Source organism: Microcoleus pseudofavosus SVA1_A4 (assembly GCF_036700565.1).
In the GTDB taxonomy this organism is placed as follows: Bacteria; Cyanobacteriota; Cyanobacteriia; order Cyanobacteriales; family Microcoleaceae; genus Microcoleus.
Genome location: NZ_JAUBPE010000024.1, coordinates 26,287 through 49,064 on the forward strand (window position 1 = coordinate 26,287; position 22,778 = coordinate 49,064).

The window sequence follows — 22,778 nt, forward strand, 5'->3', positions numbered from 1 at the left end:
ATTATCAGCTTCTTTTGAATTTTTCAGTAGCTGCTGCATTCAGTATATCGTCTTTTATATCTCGCATCATTTTAATAAGTTGATCGTAAATCTCAAGATATTCATTAAAATTTATACTTAAATATTTCCCGTGAGCTATGCTATTTCTTAATGAAAGTAGCTGTCGATCTATCAAGGTGTCTTGAAGCTGATATTTTTTATAATCAATCCCAATAACAGTACAAATATCGCGAAAAACAAAAAAACTCAAGTTTGATTTTGTTTGAATTATTCCTTGATAGGGAATATAAGCCCTTTCATTTAACTGCTGTAACATAAAATCAACGGCTGCTGTTTGCAGGTCAAATCTATTAGTATTATCCATTTCATTAATTTTCTTTTTGAGACAAAGAGCCACAAAGCATGACTCAAGTTGATCGTGCCTCAATCTTTTTAATGATACATAATTTAAATAATTCTCTGCCGCACACTTGACAAAACCTTCCCAATGAGCGTATAACATTGTGACACCGGCTCTGATTAGTACATCTTGTAAAGGATCTCTGTTAGGTGTATTGGGAATTTTACTTTTAAGTAGGCTAAGTTCCTTGATTCTCCAGGCCAAATCTCGATCTATGTTATCCTGAAGAGCGAGAAGAGTTCTATTTTCTTTACTCATTGCTTGCTAAAGTACGCGATCCCAAACTGACGCATTTTAGGAATTCTAACGCGCGCATTGGAACCAGAGCCGCTGTAAGCAATAAAATCACTTTCTGACCACATCTGCTTTACTTTTTCAGTTAACAATTCTCGGTCAGACTCCGTGTCTGAATATCTATCAACGTTTGCACCTAATCCAATGGTAACTGCTTCATACGCAGATTCCAGAAACTTTCCCTTAAACTTTTCCCCGTCATATTTTTTGAAACTATTCTCTCCCGTCGATTTGCTCAGAAGCGAGAATACTTTGTAGAATTTTCCTTTTTCTAATTCAAGATCAAAGTCATTGTTTTTACATAACTTCACCAAACAGTCAGTTAAATACTGATTCACATCTTTCATATTTTTTAAGTCAAAGTGTGAACAAATTACATACCTTAAGGCAAGTTCCATATCGTAACGCTCTAGCAAAAGCCTGTCTGTTATGGAAATACAGTTTTGGAAATCTTCATTACTTGCTAAATCAGATAACCACAAATAAAAATCTTTGTTAATCATTACCAACAAAGAATTGCGAACCTCTTGATACGACAAAAAGGAACCGCCTGTATTCAGCCTTTCAAATACTTCAAACTTGGCATTAATATCTGAGCTTTTTTGAATAATTTCTACGTTGATTTTAGCTCTTCGGAAATCAAATTTAGGAAAAATCGCAGTATTATTGCGTTCCTCAGTTTCCCATACCGCATCTTTTAAACTGGGAAGCAGTTCCGTCCCTTCAAGAACCAAGGGCGGTTTTTCATGTCCTTTTTCCTCTTTTAGATAACCCATAAATTCTAAAATAGTTGATATTCTTTGCAATCCATCTACTAACTCCCAGATACCATCTTCTCTTTGATATACAAAAATAGGAGGGGTGGGTATACCAAGCAATAAAGATTCAATAAATTTTGACTTTTGTTGTAAGCTCCATCTAAAATATCTTTGAAATTCTGGATCGATGATGAGTTCGCCATCTTTATAAAGATTAGCGATTTCCCCAATAGACATAGAATAACTCAGTGTGCGAAATTCTTTAGTTTTTGTGGTAATTTCTTCTTGCAAGCTCATACTATTTTACCTCCTTAGCTAATCAAGCTATTAATAATGAGATTCTCAGTTGAAAGGTGACATATCTAATTATAATTGATTTCCATCGCACCTAACAATGCTCTTTCAGGACGCTCGCCACCGCAACTCACAGTCAGTGCAACAATTTTAGCATCGATCGCCTGCGTTTTCCTCACAGTGATCGCGGTTCCCGCATTTACATCGCCAGCGCGAAAACAAGCCAAACTCAACATTTATCAAATTATGTTAGGTAATATCTTTTAATTCGGCCGGCAATTCAAACTTGCCATCTGCACCCGGTTCAAACCCAACAACTTTCAACACAGCATCAACATTCAGCGGTCCGTAAATGTGCGGGTAATTCTCACCCGCAGCCAATTCATACTTAATTTCAGATTCTACTTTTTCCGAGTCAATCCACAGCAAAAGCAATCCTGTTTGTCCGACAAAAAATTTGTTGGCACTTCTAGTAACTTGCGGGAGTGTCGAACAGTGGATGAATCCTTCAGAGTCTAGGGTATCGCCGCGATAGGATTGAAGGTGTTTTGCTTCTTGCCACTGTTGGCTTTTAGCAATGTGAAATATAACGCTCATAATTGAATACTTTTAACGTAAAACAGTATTTTGTTAGATCCCCGACTTGTTTAAGCAGTCGGGGATCTGCTTTCCCAGGCAGAGCCTAGAAGATTAAAACACTAAAGTCCTTACTACAAAACTAGCACGATACGAGTACATCCGATCGCCCGAGAACTCTCAAATCTTCCTCGTCAAGTTCCACTGGCGTACCGCTGCGAATCAGTTCCACAAAATTTTCATTCGGCACCATAATGCACAAAGTGTACAAACGTTCACTGCCCGTATTCTCAATTAGGTGAGTGCCCGTTGGAGGCACTAACAAACTATCTCCCGGTTTAATACTAACTGTTTTTCCGTCGCAGGTTGCTTGCCCTCTTCCTTTGAGTACAAAAAACATTTCTACTGCAAATTGATGGCGGTTGGGAGGAGTTTTACCGCCCGCATCAAAAATCTCCACGCAAACAGTTAATGACACATTAGCTGTTGCCGGATCGAAGACGATCGCTAATCGATTAGTATCGCCCGGACTGATGCGAAATGCTTGGTAGTCTTTCGGAGACTTTATAACAGGAATCACGCACTGGTTTGTCATTTTTTTATTGTTAGTTGTCAGTGGTTATGTTTCTGCTGTCATTAGTGAGAATCCAGAGTCATTAGTCCGCCGCTCAACCTCCAAAGTTTATTGATTTCACAGGAGAGTTCGCTGTCAGAGCAGGAAGCGAGATATATAGGCAAAGCTTTGCGGGAATCTCGCACTCCTAAAAAACGCTTTTTACACTCCAGAGGGATAGTCCCCTGATGACTGCTATTTAATTGCTTCTAACATAGCCTGAGAATCCGACAAAAAGCCAAAACATTGTTTAACGTTATAAAGAGTAGCTTGCCAGCAATAATCTGGCGATGTCGTAGCTGTACAATCTTTGACCAAAATGCAGTCGTAACCGAGAAAATTAGCATCTTGCAGTGTAGCCATGACGCACTGATCGGCGTTTACTCCTCCGAAGAAAAGTGTAGTTCTGCCGAGGTTCCGCAAGATACTATCTAAAGGAGTATCCCAAAAGCCGCTCATCCGATATTTATCAACGCAAATATCCTCCGATTTCGGTTCCAATTCATCGACAACCTGCGCCGCCCAACTCCCTGCCATCAGTACAGGTGCGTTGTTTTTTGGCAGCGGATCTCCCAAACCTACGCCGTCGCCTGTGGGATTGTAAACGTGACGGGAAGCTGCACTAATATTGAGCAAATCGGGGCGATTTCCCCAGTTTATCCAAATAATTGGCATTGCGTGCGATCGCAATTTTGGCAGCAAATTTATTAAAGGATTAATTGGAGTTCTGGCGGGCGTTACATCTACGCCAATATGCGCCAGCCAACCGTCGGGATGACAGAAATCGTTTTGCATATCTATCACCAACATTGCTGCTTTGGCTAAGTCCAAACGCAGGGTTTTAGTTTCTGTTTCCAGAGTAACAGGTTGAGGTGCGATCGGCGATCGGGTGATGTCGGCAATTTTGGCATCAACTTTCCAAGCATTCGGCGGCACGCCCAAGGTGCGGAGAGAATCAGGATTCATAGGAATTTTGACTCAAAAACAATTTCAATCTTATAACTATTTGATTGTTACTAACTTGTCATATCTTAAATATTTGCTAAATTTAAGTATCCGCAGCCACTTTTTTAGAATTTTTAGGATTTATTAACTTTATTACAGTGGGGCGATCGCCAATGTTAGCGCCTGGGAATCATAAAATAAAAATTGGCGTTGCTGAATACAGGTATGAATGGAAGATTTCGGAATTGCTATAAGTCAAGTAAGGTGAGTTTTGTAACATCAAGCGAAAAGTTGCTTCATACCGTGAATCAGCAACGCCGAATTTTCTGGTGGAACAGGCAAGATGCCTGTTCCTAAAAGGATTATTGAGAATGGTGCAACATATGAGGTAAAACTGAGATATTGCATCATTTTGAATAAGCTTTTTAAGGGCGGGCTAGAAGCCCACCCCACAAGAAAAAAATTCACTCTTGTGGAACAGGCATCTTGCCTGTTGCTGAGAATGGTGCTATTGAGTGAGGTAAAATAGAACTCTCACAATAATCATATTTGCGAAAAATTGATGATTAAACTGCACCAATGGCAGCGGATACTGGCTTTAATAGTTGTTTTTGCGATCGCCCTTACCTCCTCCGCGATTTTATCCCCGCGTCTCTTGGCTCAAACCCCGCCCACCACCCCAACAACCGAATTGCGCGGCGTCTGGCTGACGAACATTGACAGCGACGTTATTTTCTCCCCCAACAACATCATTGACGCTGTAAATCGACTCGATCTACTCAATTTTAATACCATCTATCCCACGGTTTGGCAAGGAGGCTATACGCTTTATCCGAGTGCTGCCGCCCAACGAGTATTCGGACAGTCGATCGACCCATCGCCCGGATTGAAAGACCGAGACATCCTCAAAGAAATTATAGCACAATCCCGCCAAAAAGGTATAGCAGTAATCCCCTGGTTTGAGTTTGGTTTCATGGCTCCCGCCGAATCGGAATTAGCCACACTTCACCCAGACTGGCTGGCGATGCGGCGCGACGGTTCAACTATTTGGAAAGAAGGCGAACACGAGCGAGTTTGGCTGAATCCCTTTCATCCCGAAGTCCAGCAATTTATCTTAGATTTAATCCTAGAAGTTGTCGATAATTATGATATAGATGGCATTCAATTTGACGACCATTTCGGCTTGCCAGTAGAATTTGGCTACGAGCCGCTAACAGTGTCAATGTATCAGGAACAAATCAAAAGCCATCCCTCCGACGACGCCCGCGAAACCTTCTGGGTGCGCTGGCGCGCGGACAAAATTAATGACTTCATGGGGCGAGTTTCCCGCGCCATCAAATCCCGCAAAGAAAAATGTATTGTCAGCTTATCTCCAAACCCTTTTCACTTTGCTTTACCCGCCCACTTGCAGGACTGGTTTACCTGGGAAAGACGCGGCTACATCCAAGAAATTGTATTGCAGGTTTATCGCAGCGATATCAAGCGTTTTAGTGCGGAACTGGAACGGGAAGAAGTCAAACTGGCTAAACTTCACATTCCAACTGCGATCGGCATTTTAACTGGTCTTAAAAATAATTCCGTGCCCCTAAAACAAATTCAAGAACAAGTGCAAGAAGTGCGAAAAAGAGATTTCGCTGGCGTGTCTTTCTTTTTCTACGAAAGTTTGTCGAATTGGGCCAGCGAAACCCCCGAACAGCGCAATTCTGCCTTGCAAGAATTCTTTCCCACAAAGATGCAGCGCCCGCCATCCGAAAGCAGAATTTGACACCACGGTTAAAATGAGAAAAATCATACAGCGTTTAGGAATTGTCATCTTATCTTTAACCGCTTTCCTAACAATTGGCTATCTAACTCCCAGAAAGTGGGGAAATTACTCGCAAGCAGATTGCACAATCTCTCTATACATTTCCAACCAAGGCATCCACACCGAAATCATCGTTCCAGTTAAAAATGAATATTTTGACTGGAATAAGTTTTTACCTCTACCAGAAATAGGGCGGGATGCCAATTCTGATTATAAATATTTGTCTTTTGGCTGGGGAGATAGAGATTTTATGCTGGAAACTCCCACATCAGGAAGTATCAACCCAATTACAGCTTTTAAGGCGCTATTTCTCCTTACTCCCTCTACTCTACACGTTCAAGGTTATCGGGTTCTTCCCCTAAATATTGAAACCAAATGTGTTAAAATTAGTGGGAAAAATTATCTGATGCTGGTAAATTTTATTAAAAATTCATTCCAATTAGACGCAGCAGGTAAGAAAATGAAAATTAGCTACGGCTACGGTAACAGCGACAGTTTTTATGAAGCCAAAGGCAGTTACTATATTTTAAGAACTTGCAACGACTGGACGGCAGAAGCTTTGCAAAAAACCGATGTCAATACTCCTTTATGGTCAACGCTTTCTTCGGCAATTATGTTTCATTTAAATAGCGGTTGCGAATGTCAAAAATAAATGGTAATGGGTAATACCATTTTAGATTTTAGATTTTAGATTTTAAAATTCGGAATGAATGATTATGTATGGGTTGGGCTCTTGCCTAAAGTTGCATTCTTTTTTGAAACTGGTATAATTACCAATTTGAGGAAAAATCATGAATGTAATTCCAGCGATCGACTTATTGGATGGAAAATGCGTCAGATTGTATCAGGGAGACTACGCGAAGTCTCAAACTTTTAACGACAACCCCGTCGCAGTCGCCAGAGAGTGGGTAAATGAAGGCGCAACCATGCTGCATTTAGTAGACCTCGACGGCGCCAAAGCAGGTCATCCAGTCAACCAAGCAGCTATTGAAGCGATCGTCCGATCGGTAGACGTTCCCTGTCAAGTAGGTGGGGGAATGCGCGATCGCGCTTCTGTTGCTGCTATCCTCAATTTAGGCGTTCGGCGCGTCATCCTCGGCACTGTCGCCGTCGAACAACCGCAATTAGTCGGCGAATTGTGCGCCGAATTTCCCGACCGAATTCTGGTCGGCATCGATGCCAGAAATGGTAAAGTTGCGACTAGAGCGTGGCTAGAAACTTCGGAAGTTTTAGCAACTGAATTGGCGCAAAAAATGGCAGAGTTAGGGGCGGCTGAAATTATTTACACTGACATTCACCGCGACGGTACTATGGAAGGGCCGAATTTGGAATCTTTGCGGGAAATTGCTAACGCTATTTCGATTCCGGTGATTGCTTCCGGCGGCGTTAGTTCGATCGCAGATTTGTTGAGTTTGCTGGCTTTGGAACCAATTGGTGTCAAAAGTGCGATCGTCGGTAGGGCAATTTATACCGGCGATATCTTGCTAAAAGAAGCAATTCAAGCAGTAGGACAAGGGCGGTGGCAGGATGTACCGCCAGATTTGGGTTCTTCAAGCTTTGCTTGATAGTAATGTCGAGTTAACTGGCTACCCAATATGTAACAGTTATCAATTTTCCCCCTCACAGTCAACAGTCTACAGTCATCAGTCATTAGTCATTAGTCATTAGTCATCAGTCATCAGTCATCAGTCAACAGTCAACAATCAACAATCAACAATCAACAGTCAACAGTCAACAGTCAACAGTCAACAGTCAGCGTAGAATCGTCTTTCTTACCATCATCGTACCCATGTTTTTGAACCATACAATTACAGCTTTCAGTTCTGGGATGGCATCCCTAGTTGCTCCCATACCTTTGCTAGCAACAGTCGAGGCAGAAAATTCGCCGATCGTTATGAGCGGAGTTTTGCTCAGTTTGGTAGTGATTTATCTCGCCAGTAAAATCGGCGCGGAAGTTGCTCTAAAATTTGATTTTCCGCCGGTTTTGGGTGAACTTGTAGCAGGGGTGATTATTGGGGTATCTGCTTTACACTTGATCGTTTTTCCCGGAAGCGGGCTGTCAGCATCCAACTCAGGGATTATGACAGTTCTGCAATCGATTAATCATCTGTCTCCTGCCGCCCTCACCAGCGTCTTTGAATCCCAGAGTGAAGTCATTGCAGTGCTAGCTGAATTAGGCGTGATTATTCTGCTGTTTGAAATTGGCTTAGAGTCGGATCTCAAACAACTCAAGCAAGTCGGAATTCAAGCTACCGTTGTCGCCTGCGTAGGTGTGGCAGTTCCCTTTGCCGCCGGTACTGCGGGCTTGATGATAATTTTCCACACGGCGGCAATTCCAGCAATTTTTGCGGGGGCAGCTTTGACGGCAACCAGCATCGGAATTACATCTAAAGTGTTGTCTGATTTAGGACAACTGAACTCTAAAGAAGGTCAAATTATTGTCGGTGCGGCGGTGATTGATGATGTGTTGGGAATTATTGTCCTGGCTGTTGTCGCCAGTTTAGCCAAAACCGGGGAGATTGATGTTGTTAATGTCATCTATTTGATTGTCAGTGCAACTGTTTTTCTGCTAGGTTCGATTCTGTTGGGTGGTGTCTTCGACAAAACCTTCTCGGCGGTGGTGGGTCAACTCAAAACTCGCGGCAATATTATCATCCCGGCATTTATTTTTGCCTACTTCATGGCTTTTCTGGGCAACGCAATTCATCTCGAAGCGATTTTGGGTGCGTTTGCGGCTGGTTTGGTGTTGGATGAAAGCGATGCGCGCAATGAGTTGGATGAAATGGTGAAGCCGATCGCCGATTTATTTGTGCCCATCTTCTTTGTAACGGTGGGGGCTCGGGCGGATTTGGGGGTTTTGAACCCAACAGTGCCGGACAATCGGGCGGGACTTTTGATTGCTGTATTTTTGATTGTGGTTGCTATTTTGGGCAAGATCGTAACAGGTTGGGCGGTGTTTGGTCAGCCTGGAATCAATCGATTGGCGATCGGAGTGGGGATGGTTCCTCGGGGGGAAGTCGGGTTAGTTTTTGCCGGCATCGGTTCCGCGAGTGGGGTTTTGGATAAACCGCTGGAAGTCTCGATTATTATCATGGTGATTCTGACGACATTTTTAGCGCCGCCATTTTTGCGGATTGCTTTTGGCGAACCGGTAGAACCTCCAGCTACAGGAGAACCTTCTAGCGAGCAAATCGTTTGATTCAGGTTAGGGAATGTTAGTCTGGGCGATCGGCTGATTTGGAAACACAAATACAGTAGCCAGATATCCGACTTTTTAAAGAAGTCGGGTATCTAACAAAAAGATTATTTTACCCTCAAATATTATATAGGAAGCTGAACTATGTCCCGCATATCTTCCACTCTATTGTTTGCTTTCTTGCTGCTATTTCCCACGGCCACTCTCGCTCAAATCGTCCCCGATCGCACTCTAGGCACTGAAAACTCCCGCACCGTATCCGATACTATCAATAATCTACCATCAGACCGCATTGAAGGCGGTGCAACTCGCGGCCCTAACTTATTTCACAGTTTCCGAGAATTCAACGTCGGTGAAGGCAGAGGAGCATATTTTGCCATTCCTAACGGCATTGCTAATATTTTCACCCGCATCACAGGTGGCAATCCTTCCAATATATTAGGAACATTAGGAGTACAAGGAAACGCCAACTTATTCTTACTCAACCCGAAAGGAATTATCTTCGGCCCCAATGCGCGGTTAGATTTGCGCGGCTCATTTATCGGTGCAACTGCTAGCGACGTTCTGTTTAATAATGGCTTTGAATTTAGCAGTAATAACCCCAGCGCCGTGCCATTGTTAGCGATTAATATTCCTGTGGCTTTGAGATTTAGAGAAAATCCCGGCACAATTGTCAACTCTTCAGAAGCAATTGGCCCAACACCAACCTTACCGCCACTGCCCGTAGAAATTCCTGTTTCTAACAAACTTGGTTTAACAGTAGACCCCGGTCAAACTTTAGGGTTAATCGGGGGAGAGATCCAACTACAAGAAGGAAATCTAACCGCTTATAGCGGACAAATTCTGTTGGGTAGCGTCAAAAGTCCAGGTTTGGTGCAATTTGAACAAACAGCTTTAGGTGTGAATTTAAACTACGGCAATATTCAGAATTTCGGCAATATTGAAATGAACGGTGCGTTGATAAACACCAGCGGATTAGGAGGTGGGAAAATTGACATCAGGGCATCAAACGTCACCCTCAGCCGTTCGGGAATTTATGGACTAACACTAGGAAATATAGATGGCAGAGGTATCGACATAAACGCCCAAAACTTGCGAGTAGAGGGGGGGTCGCAAATTTTCACTGCTACACTGGCAGAGGGGAAGGGGAGCGATATCAACCTCCGCGTTACTGACTCAGTAGAACTTACCGGGCTGGGAATTGAAGGCTATCAGCGAGTTTACAGCCAATATGTGGCATCTGGAACGCTCAACCCCTTCGATCCGCAAATTGTTCTGAATGCTGGTACTGTTGGCAGCGGAGCCTCCGGAGATATTAACGTTGACACCGGACGGCTGCTGCTGCGCGATGGCGTAGTGGGCGGTACCTCTACATTTAGTGCTGGAAATGGTGGAAATATGACTTTCCGCGCCAATACCGTCGAGATCGTTAGTTCTGTACTCAGCAACGGAACAACTAGGGTAAGTACCGGTCAAGGCGGAAGCATAACTGTTGACGCACAACGGTTAATCATGCGCGATGGCTCCAATCTCGTCAGCATCAGTCGCAGTAATGGAGCATCAGGGAATATCGCGATTAAAGCGAATGAATCGGTAGAATTGTCGGGGAGTCTTCCTGGAAGTACGGCGCAAACGGCGCTTGCTGCTAACTCTTTCGATGGGAATGGGAAAGCCGGGGATATTACCATCGACACTAAGCGGCTGACTGTTTCGGATGGAGCTGTAATTACTTTATCGACGGGTGCGATTATTGGCGGATTCGTTTTTTCTAGGAGTGGGGGGCCTGGAGGAAGTTTAACTGTTAGAGCCTCAGAGTCGATCGAAGTGAGCGGCGTGTCTGGAGTTTTGGGGAATGGGGGCTTCGCACCGAGTGCCCTGGGTACTCAAACTACAACCTCTGGTAGAGGTGGAGATATCCGCCTCTTCACGCCCCTGCTCGCTGTGCGGAATGGGGGGATTATTTCTGCGGGCTCTTTGAGTGCAGCAGATGCGGGAGATATTACAGTTAATGCCGATCGTACAGAAGTGCAAGGCATCGGGAGTAACGGTGGCTTCAGGAGTAAAATTGAGGCTTCGGTTGGCAGCGCAAATACTTTTGTCAATCCCAATGCTACGGGGAATGCCGGCTCGTTGAATCTGAATGTAAATCGATTGATTGTCCGAGATGGAGGCACAGTCAATGTTGAGGCTTTGGGAAGTGGTCGTGCTGGTAATATTAATGTGGTTGCAGACTCGATCGCCCTCGATAACAAAGCCAGCATAGACGGTACAACTGTCTCCGGTACTGGAGCAAATATTAACCTCCAAGCGCGATCCATTCAATTGCGGCGCAACAGCAGAATTACGACGGATGCAGGTAGTTCTGACGGTGGCAATATCAGGATTAACAGCGATATTTTGGTTGCCCTCCCGCGAGAAAATAGCGATATCACAGCTAATGCTCGTACAGCTACTGGAGGACAAGTTACAGTCAATGTACCGAATATATTTGGTTTTACGGCTGTTAATCGCGAAGCAGCTAGAAGTAGTTTAGAACTGACTGACGCTGAATTTGCCGACTTACAAGTCAATCCAACTTCTTTACTTCCCACTAGCGATATCGCCGCCATTTCTCAACAAGCTGGCCCGGCTTTGCAAGGGGCAGTAACCTTTAGCACGACTGGTGTCAATCCGGCTCAAGGATTAGTAGAATTGCCGCAAAATGTTGTCGATCCAACGCAGTTAATTGTGACTAATCCTTGCAATATAGAGGCGGGAAATGAGTTTAATATTACTGGTAAAGGAGGAGTACCGCCGAATCCTAATGATGTGCTCAGTAGGGATTATGCTCAGTTTAATTGGGTGGAACCACCCGTCGGTGGAAGTCAGAATGTACAGGGTACAAAGGCAGAAAGAGAAATTCAGCCAAAGGCAGTTATTCCTGCTGGAGGTTGGGTGATGGACGATCGAGGTCAAGTAACGCTTGTAGCTTACAATACAACGGATCGAGTTCCGCAGCGATCGAGGCGAGCTTTGCCTGTTTGCCGGGAGCGCTGAAATCTGGTCGATCGCGGCTGTAATATCAGGTTCGGTTAAATAGATATAATTTTTGTAGGGGCGGGTTCACCAATAATAATTGCCTAAAACTGACAATTTCATAAACCCGCCCGGCTGGTTCTTATAAGCAATTAACCGAACTTGATATAAGGCGTTGCTCAAAATACAAATTTCCCCCATAACATCAAAGGACACGGCACTGCCGTGTCCCTACAAATCTCATCAGAAATTAACCAAATTTCCGATTACTTAACAAACAGCATTTCCTGATAAGTAGGCAGCGGCCACAAATCATCAGCTATTTCAGCTTCCAGAGCATCCGCATACTGGCGAACCTCATCCATCAAAGGACGAATTGTTTGCGAAGCATACTGCATATGCTCTTCTGTCGAAGCAAAATCGTGCTGGCTCAAAGCAGCACTCAACTTGCTCGCACTATCCATCATCGATTTAACCAGGGTGGCTACTGTTTGAGCAGTTTCTTTTTCTAGGTCAATGCCAATCTCTTTCAAGCCAGCAATTGTGTTGGAAAGATCCGACAAATAGCTGACTGCTGCCGGATAAATCATGGTTTTTGCCATGCTTGATACCAGTTTTGCTTCGACTTCAATTGCCAGCAAATACTGCTCTGCATAGACATCGTAACGGCTTTCCAATTCAACAGGAGTCAGAACACCTGTCTTTTCAAACAAGTCTTCAATGTATCCTTCCTTCAACACGGGCAAAGCATCTGCCGTAGTCCGCAAGTTGGCTAAACCCCGTTCCTCGGCCATTTTGTGCCATTCTTCAGAATAGCCGTTGCCGCCAAATACCACCGCACCGTGCTCGTCCATCACTTCTTTCAGGAGAGTTTGGATAGCAGCATGGAGTTCAGTTCCGTTAGCCAAATCGCTTTCTAATTTGTTAGCAACCCAGTCCAAAGAATCTGCCAGAATTGTGTTCATCGCCACCAGCGGGCCGGAAACAGACTGACCCGAACCTACTGCGCGGAATTCAAAACGGTTGCCAGTAAAAGCAAAGGGCGATGTCCGGTTTCTGTCGCCGGCATCCTTCATGAAAGTAGGCAGTGTTTCTACACCTAAATTCATGATGCCCCGGCCTTGAGAATCCTTAACTCCTCCCTTGCTAATTTGCTCGAAGATATCTTCTAATTGCGATCCCAAATAGACAGAGATAATCGCTGGGGGAGCTTCATTAGCACCCAATCTGTGGTCGTTGCTGGCAGTCGCAACTACCGCGCGCAACAGCGACCCGTATTTGTGAACGCCGCGAATTACAGCGCCGCAGAAAACGAGGAACTGCACGTTTGAGTGCGGTGTATCGCCGGGGTCTAATAAGTTTCCTTGGGTGGCATTGCCAACAGACCAATTGACGTGTTTGCCGGAACCGTTAATGCCTGCAAAGGGCTTTTCGTGCAGCAAACAGGCAAAACCGTGTTTCTTCGCTGTGTTGCGAAGAATTGTCATGGTTAATTGTTGGTGGTCGCTGGCGACGTTTGCTGATTCAAAAAATGGTGCAATTTCAAATTGACCGGGAGCTACTTCGTTGTGGCGAGTTTTGGCAGGAATGCCCAGGCGGTACATTCTTTCTTCTACTTCCTGCATGAAAACTTGAACGCGTTCTGGAATTGCTCCAAAATAGTGGTCGTCAAATTGCTGACCTTTGGCAGGAGGTTTTCCAAAAAGTGTGCGACCTGCTAACATTAAGTCCGGGCGATTGTTAGCAAAATTTGAATCTATCAGGAAGTATTCTTGTTCGGCACCGCAACTGGAATTTACCGGGGCAACTTCGGTATTTCCTAACAGCTTTAACACTCGGGTTGCTGCTTTGTTCATTGCGGCAATCGAACGTAAAAGCGGCGTTTTCTTGTCTAATGCTTCGCCTGTCCAGGAGATGAAAACAGTGGGAATGCACAATGTCATGCCGTTGTCTGTTTCCATGACGTAGGCGGGGCTGGTGACATCCCAGGCTGTATATCCGCGAGCGGCGGCGGTGGAACGGATGCCGCCGTTGGGGAAGGACGAGCCGTCGGGTTCGCCTTGTACGAGAACTTTACCGGCAAATTCTGAGATGACTGAGCCGTCGCTTTGGACTGAGATGAAACCGTCGTGCTTTTCGGCGGTGCTGTTGGTGAGCGGGTAAAATACGTGGGCGTAGTACAGCGCTCCTTTGGAAATAGCCCAATCTTTCATTGCTACTGCAACTACATCAGCGACTGACTCGTCGAGTTTTTTGCCGGTTTGAACGGTATTTTTTACTGATTTGAAAATGCTTTTGGGCAGACATTCTTGCATCTTGCTCAGACTAAAAACGTCTGTTGCCCACATATCTTCTAGCCGCTTGGGAGGCCTGGCCGGCATCAGTTTGCGGTTGACGATTTGAGAAATTGCTTGAACGCGCGATTCGTTTCCACTCATGGTTATTTTTATGGGGATTGTGAGACGAGTAGTTTTGAAAAGATCCGGCTTAGGAAAAGCCGGTTGTTAGTGAGGACGTTTGTCCTCTTTCTTGTTTTCCTATAAGGACTTTAGTCCTTACTACAACCCAATCTTAATTATGCTAATTATAGCGATGTGCGATCGCTTTACCATCATGTTGATGACTATCCAGTTTCAGATGCGGTGGGATTTCGGTTATTAGCAAAACAATAGATGACAAGAGCGCGTACTAAACTTGCGTCAATATTATAGATGTCAACATTGCACAGATTTAGTACCTAATCCTTAACCCCGAGTAAGCTGAAAAATTTTGTGCCGATCGATTTAGGGTTTTTCACTGTTGTGCGATCGATAAATCGCAGTCCAGCTAACAACACACTTGTTTAGAGTTTTGGAGAATTATGGATAGTACACAATCTACACTTGGAGAGTCTAAACAATCATTAACGAAATAAATGTATCGCCAGCTACAAAAAATGAGTTTTTTTTCTGAACGGTCGATCGCACGGATAGCAGACAACCGCAGGATTTCAGTTTAACACGACGCCATGCTCGCTGAAACTGGGGGCGATCGCACGTGCAGAAGGCTCCCTTCGGCGAAGCTGAGCGGGTAAAAATCAGTTGTATGGTGCCTCAGCAGCGCGTTATTTTATCAATAACTCACGGCTCAAAGCTGACGCGCCCTACTAACTTCCTGGCCGAAGTTTACCTGTCATATCATGTCCGTTGAATTGCCCGTTATAAAATTTTATCTATCGAGTCGGCGCGGGTTTATAGATATTGTGGATGTGAATGAAAGATTGTTGGTGAAAGCCGCCCCTACAAGTATTGTGGTTAATTTACAGGACTAGATATCAATTATCCAATAAACCTTACTTAATTTTTGCTTTCACAGCCCTTGATTCCACTGTGAATCCGGGAATATCTTGCAATTGAGTTTCGCTCAAACTGTACTGTTCGCAAACCAAACTCAAACGAGTCCCGGTACTTTTAACAGCGTTGACAGAATGAGTCAAATCTCCTTGAAAATAGACCAACGAGTTGGCTTGCGGCTTAATGAGTCCGACTTGCTGTTTGTTGCGCCGCAGTATCAACTCTCCCCCTTGCAAGTTCGGCGGCACTTGCACGTACAAAACGCTGACGGCTGCGGGAGGTTCAACAGTTTTGCAGTACGATCGCAAAGATCGATCGATATGCGGATCGACGCGGGAACCTGCACCCAGCAGCAGCGGGTTGAGGTAAAAAGCATTGCATTCAGGCTGTAATGCTTGGTCTAGATAGGGTTTGAACAAGGGAAACCGCCGTTCTACTTCGGCGATTTCGGAACGTTGAAACACCACGGAAAACCCTTTTGTGCCAATGAAATCGCGGTTGAGGTTGTTGATTGCTAGATAAGGGGACGCTAGAATTGCTCCTCGCAAGTCGTTGAGGTAGTCGATCGAGAAAGCGTTAGGATGTTGGCTGTAGTATTTCAAGGCGCTCAAAAATCGTTAAAGTTTAAGGAAACAGCAGATAGGAATGCAGCAATCGCTGATACTTGGGATTGCTTCGTTCCTTGCTGCGGACATAATAATGTTTATTTGTGTCCGCGTACTTAAGTCAAAGCGATCGCCCGCAAGTTTCGCAACCGACTAGCAACTGCAGAATATCACTATACAGGCGATCGACTGTTTCTGCGATCGTCCGATGGCAAAACTCAGACCTACAAATTTTTTAACCCGCTATAAGTAAGGGGGAGGCGCGCCTTACGCACCCTACAAACTGTAGGTAGGGGTAACGTGCGGGGGCGCAGCCAGAAGTTTTTGATTTATTAATGAACTAAAAACTTGTTAACTCTTTAATTTCAAACTCACAACTCACAAATCAAAATTAAAAACTATTTTTAGTATTAGCTAACGCGGTCAATTTTTTGTCTGACAGGTATTTTGATTGCAAACTCTGTTCCCTCACCCAGAGTAGAGAAACACTCCAGCTTTCCCCGATGTTTTTCAGTAACAATTTGATAGCTGATCGACATCCCCATTCCCGTTCCTTTGCCAACAGGTTTAGTTGTGAAGAAAGGATCGAAAATGCGCTGCCCGATCTCTTTCGGTATACCCGAACCGTTATCGGCGATCGCAATCTCAACCCACTGGGCATCGATTGCAGAGGTTCGGATGGTAATTTGACTGGGATTTTCTTGAATTTCCCGGTACTTGGGCCGCGCATTATTCTCTTCCAAGGCATCAATGGCATTGGAGAGAATATTCATAAACACCTGATTCAGCGGGCCTGCATAGCACTCCACCAGCGGTAGAGAAGCGTAGTCTTTAATCACCTGAATTTCCGGTCTTTCTGAGCGAGCTTTCAGGCGGTGTTGCAAAATCATCAGAGTGCTGTCGAGCCCTTCATGGATGTTTACTGGTTTAATATCAACTTCGTCGGTGCGGGAAAAATTGCGGAGGGACAGCACAATGTTCCGAATGCGATCTGTCCCCAGCTTCATAGAGTTCATAATTTTGAGCAAGTCTTTCTGCAAAAAATCTAGGTCAATTGCATCTTCCTGCGCTTGAATTTCAGCTACCGCATTCGGGTAGTGATGCTGGTAAAGTTGCACGAGATTCAGCAGATTTTGAGAATATTCCTCAAGGTATCTTAGGTTGCCGTGGATGAAGTTAACTGGATTATTAATTTCATGAGCCACACCCGCTACAAGTTGCCCTAAGCTGGACATCTTTTCAGCATGAACGAGTTGGGCTTGAGTTCGTTGAAGTTCGAGCAGAGTCTGTTCTAACTGACGCTTTTCTTTGACTTCTTTTTGTGAATTTTCTAGCTCATTGATGATCTGTCGGAGCAAATACTCTTTCTTTTGATTCGTTTGCTCGAGTCCTAGGCAAGTTGTCTCCGAACGCTCTAACTTTTTTCGCAAAATGCGATTTTCTTTTTCAAGCTGCTGAATCCTTGCCAGAGCATCTATTTGTTCTGACTTCATCTTACGCTTCTCCTAGTAGCAAAGTGATAAATGTTTCATTGTGAAAATAGGAGATGCCCTGCTGTTCTAAGGGAGAAATTTCGCCATTGGTGTAGAAGCCACAACTCGGCAATGATTTGGTCAAGCAGGTTTGAGTTAGTGCATATTCTTCTTTAGTGCGAGTACCTAGAATCTGTCGCCTACCGCAACAGGAAAAATACAGAGCGGCGGCAGGTTCTTTACCTGGATAATTCTCTAAGGCTTGCATCATCGATGTTCGAGATGCAGAGAGAATACGATCGTGGGTGGTTTCGGTAATTTGAACGATCGCTTGTTCTGGAATATCCCCAAAAAAGGTCACGCTGCCAACTGCGGAATCATAAAATCCGCTGGGCGCTCGCATATAGTAATGAGTTTTATTGACATCAAACACGGCTAGGGGATATTCTAAGGATGGTGGCATTTTCCCTAAATAGTGGTGATAAAACTCTAGAGCGGGTTGACCATCAATTTCGTAGACTACGTTTTGAGAAGCTTTCGTAACTTTACCTGGCTTACCAACGGGATTCCAACCACTAGCAATACTATGAGAAAATAGAATAGGCCCAGAGATTAAGAGAATGGGAATTGAATCGCTACAAACTTCTGTTTTGTAAAATTGATAGGTTTGTTTGAACTGCCATCTATCCGCCGTGAGTCCGCCAAAAATAGGGACTTTTTCCCCTAAAGCTTGATTCAAGCTATCTAAAATCAAAACGGCGCTGGTGCTGAGACTTTCTGGCAAAGCAATACAGAGTTTAATCGGATCTGTATGACCTGTTGTTGCTTGAACAATAGCCGTTTGAATGGCGCCGTTCAAGTCCTGGGAAATGTCTCGTCCAATTCCAGCACGAATCGTGATGCTGTCCGAACAAAATAACATCAGAGTGAGTGAATCCTGTTCAAATCCTAAAATAGAAGACATCTCTCCATCGGTTGTGCCACCAATTAGCTCAATTCCTGGATAAGTCTCATGAATTTGATTTAAGATTAGAGTATGTTCAAAGTCAATGGCAGCGAACAATATACCTGCTTGAGGAGATGATCCTGAGAGGGATTGCTGACATTGCTCTAGTACCTCTGTTATGGCCGAGAGAGAGTCAGGATCGTTGCTATGACCAACTACAGTTTTTAACATCGGTTTACTCCAGTAATTGTACCGTCAGTACAAGTGTAAAGGTGACTGCTCTGCGTGAGTGAAAATACTTATAAGCCAATGCCTGTCCATCTTAATCTAGGAAAAGTCATTCAGTATTTAGAGTTGAGTTTTTATGACAGGGAAGTAGTAAACTTGAATGAATTACCACTTTAAAATTTATATTGCGATTCTAACAGACTTGTTTCCTTAGCATTAAACCTTTCCAATCAATATAGCATACTCAGCAACTGAAAAACCGGAACAAATCGCACTTTATTTGAAATTTTAGAAGAGGAGATGGGAACTGGTGTTGGCGGGCGATCGTCAAAATTTTGGTTGCTGGTAAAATTTTTAACACTAGGGAGATGGAGCGCTGAGGAACGCAAGCACCTTGAAAAAATCCTATCGGTAGTAAGCTGTTACGCATTTAAACCATTAACGATCCAGGTAAGGTGCGTCAGCTAGAACGCTTACTATACATGGGAAACGCTTCTTTACTGACGCACCCTACTATCCTCCTTTAAATGCCGAACAGCTTATTACGTATAATTTTGCAAAATTTGAGAGATAGTAGGCTAGAAATGAAAATGTATTTTCAGTTTATGAAGATAGGAGGTAAAGGGCGATCGAACTTTATGTTAAAATATTCCCCAGAATCAACTATTTTTATCTAGTTATGCGTTTCTTTCGTTTCGGCTGTATTGGTCTTTTAGGTTTGTTAATTATCCTCTCAGTTGCGCCGCGAGAAATTAAAAAATCGGGTATTCGCAGCGCTGGGTTCAGCCCTGATGGCAAATATTCGATCGCGATTGTCAGACATCCGCTGCTGTTTTCTATGCCTGGTGGAGGAAGCGATGCTCCCTGCGATGTATATCTTTTTGATGCGTCTGGAAGAGAGTTGAAAAGTAAAAGCTTTGAGATGGTTCAACTTGTTTCTGTAGATTGGCGGGGGGAGCGTGTTGAGGTTGGGATGTTCGATCAATGGGAATTACCAAAAATAGATAATATCAATATTCTGCTGTTTAGTGCCGCTTACACGGGGAATCTGGCAGAAGTTGAAAAAATCATAGCCAAAAATCCAGATATCCATTTCCAGACTTACTTAAATCAAACATTGTTACACGCGGCGGCTGTTGGAGGCGATCGGAAAATCGCCCAATTATTGCTGCAAAAAGGCGTGGATATAAAGGCAATCGACAAAGCTGGACAAACGGTTTTGCACAAAGCAGCAGCAGGCAAAGGTAGTGACACTATCGATTTATTAATCTCCAACGGTGCTGATATGGAGGCGATCGATCTGAACGAACGCACAGCACTTAATGTTGCAGCAGAAAGCGGTAATGCTGAAGCAATGAAAATCCTGATTAATCGAGGCGCTAATCTGAAAAATGATAAAATTTTGTTCGCTGTGATTGGTAGGTTTAAACCTGGGAAAGTAAAACAAGATATAGTTGAGTTACTCCTTAAAAATGGAGCCACGATCGCTCCTGGCTTGCTGTACAGTGCCGTGTCTCAGGGAGATATTAATGTTGCAAAATTACTGCTCGAGCGCGGTGCTGATGTGAACGAGTTCGATGCTTATGACAATACCACTCTTTTGATAAAAATTGTTCTACCGAACACTGGGATCTCCCCGTCATTAAAACCAGAATTAGTTCAGCTATTTCTCTCAAAAGGTGCTAATGTCAACGCTCGCAATAAAAAGGGTGAAACGGCTTTAAGTATTGCTGATAAATCATCCACCCCGGAGATTGTTAAGCTGTTAAAACAGCACGGCGCTCAAAGATAAGACTCGGCGGTTGAAACATATCCCATATATTACAGTATAAAATGAAATCGAGCTGTTTTGTGCATTAGCTATTAGCGCTTCTAACCTAAGAGAGAGCGCACTTTTCTCTCTACACTGCCATCATAGTTATAAACCACAATCTAAAATTACTCATGCCGCAATACTTCGGAAAACTCCAAACAACAGAACAGCCTTGGTCAACGATCGGCTCAGTACAATCTATAAGTAAAACCGATCGCACAATTCACTTCAACTGTACCAATTCCTCTCTCACAATCAGCGTACTCGCACCGACCTTAATCCGAGTGCGAATGTCCCCCACGGGTGAATTTAAAGAGCGATCGCACTCAATAACTCTCGCTGACGAAGAGTGGGAAATTACACCATTTGAAGTGCGAGAAACAGACGAAAAAATAGAAATAGAAACAGCACAAATAACGATTTCAGTCAAGCGATATCGCCCTGCAATCGAATGCTTTGACAAATCGGGAAAACCCTTTGCTAGCGACTGCGATCGCAGTATGGGATGGCGCACAGGCGCAACCGCAGGCTGGAAGCACATCGAAGCAGACGAGCACTTCTACGGTTTCGGCGAACGCACCGGCTTTCTCGACAAACTCTCCGAAGTCAAGACAAACTGGACAATAGACGCGCTTGACTACAATTCCCTCAGCGATGAAATGTACCAGGCGATCCCATTTTATATCGCCCTGAATCCCGATCTCGCTTACGGCATCTTTTTCAACACTACATTTTGGAGTCAATTCGATATCGGCGCCCAACAACCGGGAGTTTTGCGGATGGAAACCAGAGGCCCGGAACTCGATTACTACATCATTTACGGCCCGGAACCCGCCCAAATTATCGCCACCTACACGCAGTTAACCGGCCGGATGCCACTTCCGCCAAAATGGGCGCTGGGATACCACCAATGCCGCTGGAGCTACGAATCCGAGGACGTTGTGCGCGAGTTGGCGAAGGAATTTCGCGATCGGGCGATTCCCTGCGATGTCATCCACCTTGACATCGACTATATGGACGGCTACCGCGTTTTTACTTGGAGCCCGAAGCGTTTCCCCGATCCCGCGAAACTGATCGCAGACTTGAAAGCAGCCGGTTTTAAGGTTGTCACGATTGTCGATCCCGGTGTCAAGTACGAACCGGAAGGAGATTATGAAGTATTCGATCGGGGTGTGGAAAACGACTATTTCGTCCGCACCGCAGAGGGAAGGCTATTCCACGGTTACGTTTGGCCCGAAAAAGCGGTGTTTCCCGACTTCTTGCGGCCAGAGGTGCGCCAGTGGTGGGGCGAATTGCACAAAAACCTTACAGATATGGGCGTTGCGGGGATTTGGAACGACATGAACGAACCTTCGATCGCAGAACGGCCTTTTGGCGACGGCCACCAACACATCTGGTTTCCGCTGGATGCACCGCAAGGCCCGGAATCCGAGGGCGCCACCCACGCTGAAACGCACAATTTGTATGGTTTAATGATGGCGAAAGCTTGTGCACAGGGGCTGCAAAAAGTGCGATCGGGTGAGCGATCTTTTGTGCTGACGCGATCGGGTTTTGCGGGCGTTCAGCGTTACTCCTCGGTATGGATGGGCGACAATCAATCGCAGTGGGAATACTTAGAAATGTCGATGCCGATGCTTTGCAATATGGGGCTTTCCGGCGTGGCGTTTGTCGGTTGCGACATCGGCGGTTTTGCGGAGAATGCAACCGCTGAACTTTTCGCGCGGTGGATGCAGGTGGGAATGCTGTATCCCTTGATGCGCGCTCATTCGGCGATTAGTACGGCGCAGCACGAACCGTGGTTTTTTGGCGATCGCACTGAGAAGATTTGCCGCGAATACATCAATTTGCGCTATCAGTTGTTGCCTTATATTTACACGTTGTTTTGGGAAGCTGCGACGACGGGAACGCCGATTTTGCGACCGCTACTGTATCACTTTCCGCGCGATCGCACAACTTATCACCTTTACGATCAAGTATTGCTCGGCCCGTCGCTGATGGCTGCACCTGTTTACCGGCCGGGAGTTGAGCATCGCGCCGTGTATTTGCCGGAGGGTACTTGGTACGATTGGTGGACGGGCGAATGCTATCAGGGCCCGACGCACATTTTGGCTGATGCACCTTTGGAGAGAATGCCGCTTTACGTGCGGGGTGGGGGCATAATTGCGATCGCGCCCGTGCAGCAATTTGTCAGCGAAGAACCCCTTGAGTCATTAAAAATGCGAATTTGGCCCGGCAGCGGTGAATGGACGCTTTATGAGGACGACGGACACAGTTTTGAACATGAAAAAGGTGTCTGGGCTACGACTAATTACAAGGTGTATTTGGAAGGGGAAAAAGTTATCGTTGAAATTGCCGCGCGGGAGGGTCAATTTTTGATATCAGAACGCGAAGTTATTGTGGAAGTTGTTGGCGTTGCCGAACAGCGATTTACAGATGACGGTACGGTGCGGCGTTTGATATTTGGATAATGTAGGGATAAGGATGGAA

16 protein-coding genes and 1 pseudogene are annotated in these 22,778 nt (G+C 44.8%); 7 read left to right on the forward strand and 10 right to left on the reverse strand.

Annotated elements, in window-relative coordinates; translation table 11 throughout:
• Positions 1-4 precede the first annotated feature (4 nt).
• The 6 genes from QUA02_RS12590 to QUA02_RS12615 all read right to left on the reverse strand — a co-directional run bounded on the left by QUA02_RS12590 (position 5) and on the right by QUA02_RS12615 (position 3,901).
• The gene (locus tag QUA02_RS12590) at positions 5-658 is read right to left on the reverse strand and encodes an MAE_28990/MAE_18760 family HEPN-like nuclease (RefSeq protein WP_333028117.1); all 654 of its coding nucleotides are present in this window, start codon (positions 656-658) and stop codon (positions 5-7) included.
• On the reverse strand, positions 655-1,749 hold the full coding sequence (locus QUA02_RS12595) for a GmrSD restriction endonuclease domain-containing protein (protein WP_333028119.1): 1,095 nt from the start codon (positions 1,747-1,749) through the stop codon (positions 655-657). Before QUA02_RS12595 ends, QUA02_RS12590 begins: the two co-directional genes overlap by 4 nt.
• A 65-nt stretch (positions 1,750-1,814) precedes the next feature.
• Entirely contained in the window at positions 1,815-1,982 is a 168-nt protein-coding gene (locus QUA02_RS12600) for a hypothetical protein (RefSeq protein WP_333028121.1), read from the reverse strand.
• 13 nt (positions 1,983-1,995) lie between these two features.
• A complete protein-coding gene (locus QUA02_RS12605) occupies positions 1,996-2,343 on the reverse strand; it encodes a DUF952 domain-containing protein (protein WP_333028122.1) in 348 nt (115 codons plus the stop codon).
• Positions 2,344-2,464: 121 nt separating this feature from the next.
• Positions 2,465-2,917, reverse strand: coding sequence for a cupin domain-containing protein (locus tag QUA02_RS12610; protein ID WP_333028125.1), 453 nt, complete (start codon positions 2,915-2,917; stop codon positions 2,465-2,467).
• Positions 2,918-3,130: 213 nt separating this feature from the next.
• Positions 3,131-3,901 (reverse strand): cysteine hydrolase family protein, encoded by a 771-nt coding sequence (locus QUA02_RS12615; protein ID WP_333028127.1) that lies wholly within the window; start codon positions 3,899-3,901, stop codon positions 3,131-3,133.
• Between the two features lie 541 nt (positions 3,902-4,442).
• On the opposite strand from QUA02_RS12615, the gene QUA02_RS12620 reads away from it, so the two are divergent.
• From QUA02_RS12620 to QUA02_RS12640, 5 genes are all read left to right on the forward strand, one after another.
• On the forward strand, positions 4,443-5,645 hold the full coding sequence (locus QUA02_RS12620; protein ID WP_333028130.1) for a glycoside hydrolase family 10-like protein: 1,203 nt from the start codon (positions 4,443-4,445) through the stop codon (positions 5,643-5,645).
• 13 nt (positions 5,646-5,658) lie between these two features.
• Positions 5,659-6,336, forward strand: coding sequence for a TIGR02117 family protein (locus QUA02_RS12625; protein ID WP_333028132.1), 678 nt, complete (start codon positions 5,659-5,661; stop codon positions 6,334-6,336).
• A gap of 139 nt (positions 6,337-6,475) precedes the next feature.
• Entirely contained in the window at positions 6,476-7,249 is a 774-nt protein-coding gene (hisA, locus tag QUA02_RS12630; protein WP_333028134.1) for a 1-(5-phosphoribosyl)-5-[(5-phosphoribosylamino)methylideneamino]imidazole-4-carboxamide isomerase, read from the forward strand.
• A 224-nt stretch (positions 7,250-7,473) separates the two neighbouring features.
• Positions 7,474-8,883: a cation:proton antiporter gene (locus QUA02_RS12635; RefSeq protein ID WP_333028135.1), complete on the forward strand. Its 1,410-nt coding sequence runs from the start codon at positions 7,474-7,476 to the stop codon at positions 8,881-8,883.
• A gap of 141 nt (positions 8,884-9,024) precedes the next feature.
• Positions 9,025-11,916 carry a two-partner secretion domain-containing protein gene (locus tag QUA02_RS12640; RefSeq protein ID WP_333028137.1) on the forward strand — a complete coding sequence of 964 codons (2,892 nt, stop codon included), beginning with the start codon at positions 9,025-9,027 and terminating at the stop codon, positions 11,914-11,916.
• A gap of 245 nt (positions 11,917-12,161) precedes the next feature.
• On the opposite strand, the gene QUA02_RS12645 is transcribed toward QUA02_RS12640, so the two are convergent.
• The 4 genes and pseudogenes from QUA02_RS12645 to QUA02_RS12660 form a co-directional block, all read right to left on the reverse strand.
• Positions 12,162-14,333, reverse strand: a complete 2,172-nt coding sequence (locus QUA02_RS12645) for a glutamine synthetase III family protein (protein WP_333028139.1) — start codon at positions 14,331-14,333, stop codon at positions 12,162-12,164.
• Positions 14,334-15,226: 893 nt separating this feature from the next.
• Positions 15,227-15,838 (reverse strand): 2OG-Fe(II) oxygenase, encoded by a 612-nt coding sequence (locus QUA02_RS12650; protein ID WP_333028140.1) that lies wholly within the window; start codon positions 15,836-15,838, stop codon positions 15,227-15,229.
• 404 nt (positions 15,839-16,242) lie between these two features.
• A pseudogene (locus QUA02_RS12655) lies at positions 16,243-17,145 on the reverse strand (sensor histidine kinase); the annotation flags it as partial.
• A 181-nt stretch (positions 17,146-17,326) separates the two neighbouring features.
• Positions 17,327-18,481, reverse strand: coding sequence for an FIST signal transduction protein (locus QUA02_RS12660; RefSeq protein WP_333028142.1), 1,155 nt, complete (start codon positions 18,479-18,481; stop codon positions 17,327-17,329).
• 676 nt (positions 18,482-19,157) lie between these two features.
• Here QUA02_RS12660 and QUA02_RS12665 point away from each other — a divergent pair.
• Both QUA02_RS12665 and QUA02_RS12670 read left to right on the forward strand, forming a co-directional pair.
• Positions 19,158-20,270, forward strand: a complete 1,113-nt coding sequence (locus tag QUA02_RS12665) for an ankyrin repeat domain-containing protein (protein ID WP_333028143.1) — start codon at positions 19,158-19,160, stop codon at positions 20,268-20,270.
• Positions 20,271-20,422: 152 nt separating this feature from the next.
• Entirely contained in the window at positions 20,423-22,759 is a 2,337-nt protein-coding gene (locus tag QUA02_RS12670; protein ID WP_333028144.1) for a glycoside hydrolase family 31 protein, read from the forward strand.
• Positions 22,760-22,778: the final 19 nt, after the last annotated feature.

Excerpts from the sequence above, each read along its gene's own strand:
- hisA (WP_333028134.1), top strand. The coding sequence starts at position 6,476 with ATGAATGTAATTCCAGCGATCGACTTATTGGATGGAAAATGCGTCAGA.
- QUA02_RS12660 (WP_333028142.1), bottom strand. The coding sequence starts at position 18,481 with ATGTTAAAAACTGTAGTTGGTCATAGCAACGATCCTGACTCTCTCTCG.
- QUA02_RS12640 (WP_333028137.1), top strand. The coding sequence starts at position 9,025 with ATGTCCCGCATATCTTCCACTCTATTGTTTGCTTTCTTGCTGCTATTT.
- QUA02_RS12645 (WP_333028139.1), bottom strand. The coding sequence starts at position 14,333 with ATGAGTGGAAACGAATCGCGCGTTCAAGCAATTTCTCAAATCGTCAAC.
- QUA02_RS12615 (WP_333028127.1), bottom strand. The coding sequence starts at position 3,901 with ATGAATCCTGATTCTCTCCGCACCTTGGGCGTGCCGCCGAATGCTTGG.
- QUA02_RS12600 (WP_333028121.1), bottom strand. The coding sequence starts at position 1,982 with ATGTTGAGTTTGGCTTGTTTTCGCGCTGGCGATGTAAATGCGGGAACC.
- QUA02_RS12665 (WP_333028143.1), top strand. The coding sequence starts at position 19,158 with ATGCGTTTCTTTCGTTTCGGCTGTATTGGTCTTTTAGGTTTGTTAATT.
- QUA02_RS12635 (WP_333028135.1), top strand. The coding sequence starts at position 7,474 with ATGTTTTTGAACCATACAATTACAGCTTTCAGTTCTGGGATGGCATCC.
- QUA02_RS12605 (WP_333028122.1), bottom strand. The coding sequence starts at position 2,343 with ATGAGCGTTATATTTCACATTGCTAAAAGCCAACAGTGGCAAGAAGCA.
- QUA02_RS12590 (WP_333028117.1), bottom strand. The coding sequence starts at position 658 with ATGAGTAAAGAAAATAGAACTCTTCTCGCTCTTCAGGATAACATAGAT.
- QUA02_RS12625 (WP_333028132.1), top strand. The coding sequence starts at position 5,659 with ATGAGAAAAATCATACAGCGTTTAGGAATTGTCATCTTATCTTTAACC.
- QUA02_RS12670 (WP_333028144.1), top strand. The coding sequence starts at position 20,423 with ATGCCGCAATACTTCGGAAAACTCCAAACAACAGAACAGCCTTGGTCA.
- QUA02_RS12620 (WP_333028130.1), top strand. The coding sequence starts at position 4,443 with ATGATTAAACTGCACCAATGGCAGCGGATACTGGCTTTAATAGTTGTT.
- QUA02_RS12595 (WP_333028119.1), bottom strand. The coding sequence starts at position 1,749 with ATGAGCTTGCAAGAAGAAATTACCACAAAAACTAAAGAATTTCGCACA.
- QUA02_RS12610 (WP_333028125.1), bottom strand. The coding sequence starts at position 2,917 with ATGACAAACCAGTGCGTGATTCCTGTTATAAAGTCTCCGAAAGACTAC.